Raw genomic sequence first — 1,378 nt, forward strand, 5'->3', positions numbered from 1 at the left:
GATTTCTCTTTGCCGTACGACACAGAGAAATCCTAATGACCGATTTGGGTTTAATTTACATATATTTTAGACAACAAATGAATCAAACAATTGTAAAGTTCACGGCTTATGCTCAGGGAGCGGCAGCCGTAGCCTTCAAGAAGGCAAAGTCTTTGGTAAAGAACCCTCGTGTGGCAATGGTTGCAGCATTCTTGCTCGTATTCACCGTTTCTACATTTGCCCAGAATACCGAGGCTGGTATTAAGGCTATTACGACTTCAACTGACTCTTTGAAGAAGTATGTGCCTGTCGTTACTAATCTTTGCTATGCCTTGGCAGGTATCGTTGCCATCATCGGTGCAATTTCTGTTTACATCAAGATGAACAACGAGGAGCAGGATGTCAAGAAGAGTATCATGATGATCGTTGGTGCTTGTATCTTCCTCATCGCCGCTGCACAGAGTTTGCCATTATTCTTCGGTTTGTAATCGTCGATTATGGCAGAAGAAAGGGTCGATTACCCTGATTACCCAGTATTCAAGGGGCTTCAAAAGCCCCTTGAATTTCTGGGTCTTCGAGGTAGATACATTTATTGGGCAGCAGCCACGGTTGGTGGAGGTCTTCTTTCATTTCTTATAGGCTACATCGTCTTTGGCTTCTTAGTTGGTTTGGTTTTGATAACATCAATTTTGGGATTCGGTGGTGCTATGACATTCATCAAGCAGCACAAGGGACTTCACTCAAAGAAGTCACCTACAGGCATTTTCATTTTTGCCCATTCTTCCCGATATTGATGTATTTTTTATGTAAAGTTAATATATATGGTTGTTATTATTGTTATACTCGTATTCGTTTCCATCCTTTCAGGAATGGCTCTTTCCATTTGGGCATTTGGCACTGGTAGCAAAAGAGCCAAGATATTCGAGGACATCTATTTCAGCGTCGAGGATGTAGAGAACAAAGGAATCATCTACACCAAGAAAGGAGATTATTCGGCTGTATTGGAAATGGAGAATCCGATAAAGAAATATTCAGCCGACACAGATAGCTATTATGATTTTACAACTCTCATGGCATCAGTCATACAGGTGCTTGGAGAGGGATATGCCCTGCACAAGCAGGACGTTTTTGTCAGAAAAAACTTTGATATGAGCAGAGTTGCAGCCAAAAAGAAGAAAGGTAGTAAGAAAGCCTTTCTTTCTGAGGCGTACTTCCGTTTCTTCAACGGACGTGAGTACACAGAGGCAACAACTTATCTTGTTATTACACAAAAAGGAAAGAAAGGAGGCATCCACACCTACGATAACTCCAAGTGGAGAGATTTCCTTGTGAAAATACAAAAAGTACCTGTTGGCGGAATTAATTTAGTGCATACTTAATTCTGCCAATGGGCTTGTCG

Annotated in this window: 3 protein-coding genes; all 3 read left to right on the forward strand. The window is 41.4% G+C overall.

What is annotated here, in order from left to right; genetic code table 11:
• Nucleotides 1-77 precede the first annotated feature (77 nt).
• Genes KTQ90_RS13350 through KTQ90_RS13360 form a run of 3 tightly spaced genes read left to right on the forward strand, consistent with a single transcriptional unit; the run spans nucleotide 78 to nucleotide 1,358 of the window.
• Nucleotides 78-467 carry a DUF4134 domain-containing protein gene (locus KTQ90_RS13350; protein WP_217318831.1) on the forward strand — a complete coding sequence of 130 codons (390 nt, stop codon included), beginning with the start codon at nucleotides 78-80 and terminating at the stop codon, nucleotides 465-467.
• Between the two features lie 9 nt (nucleotides 468-476).
• Entirely contained in the window at nucleotides 477-773 is a 297-nt protein-coding gene (locus tag KTQ90_RS13355; RefSeq protein WP_217318832.1) for a DUF4133 domain-containing protein, read from the forward strand.
• Nucleotides 774-800: 27 nt separating this feature from the next.
• On the forward strand, nucleotides 801-1,358 hold the full coding sequence (locus KTQ90_RS13360) for a hypothetical protein (RefSeq protein WP_217318833.1): 558 nt from the start codon (nucleotides 801-803) through the stop codon (nucleotides 1,356-1,358).
• Nucleotides 1,359-1,378: the final 20 nt, after the last annotated feature.

It is taken from the genome of Leyella stercorea (assembly GCF_019052365.1).
In the GTDB taxonomy this organism is placed as follows: domain Bacteria; phylum Bacteroidota; class Bacteroidia; order Bacteroidales; family Bacteroidaceae; genus Prevotella.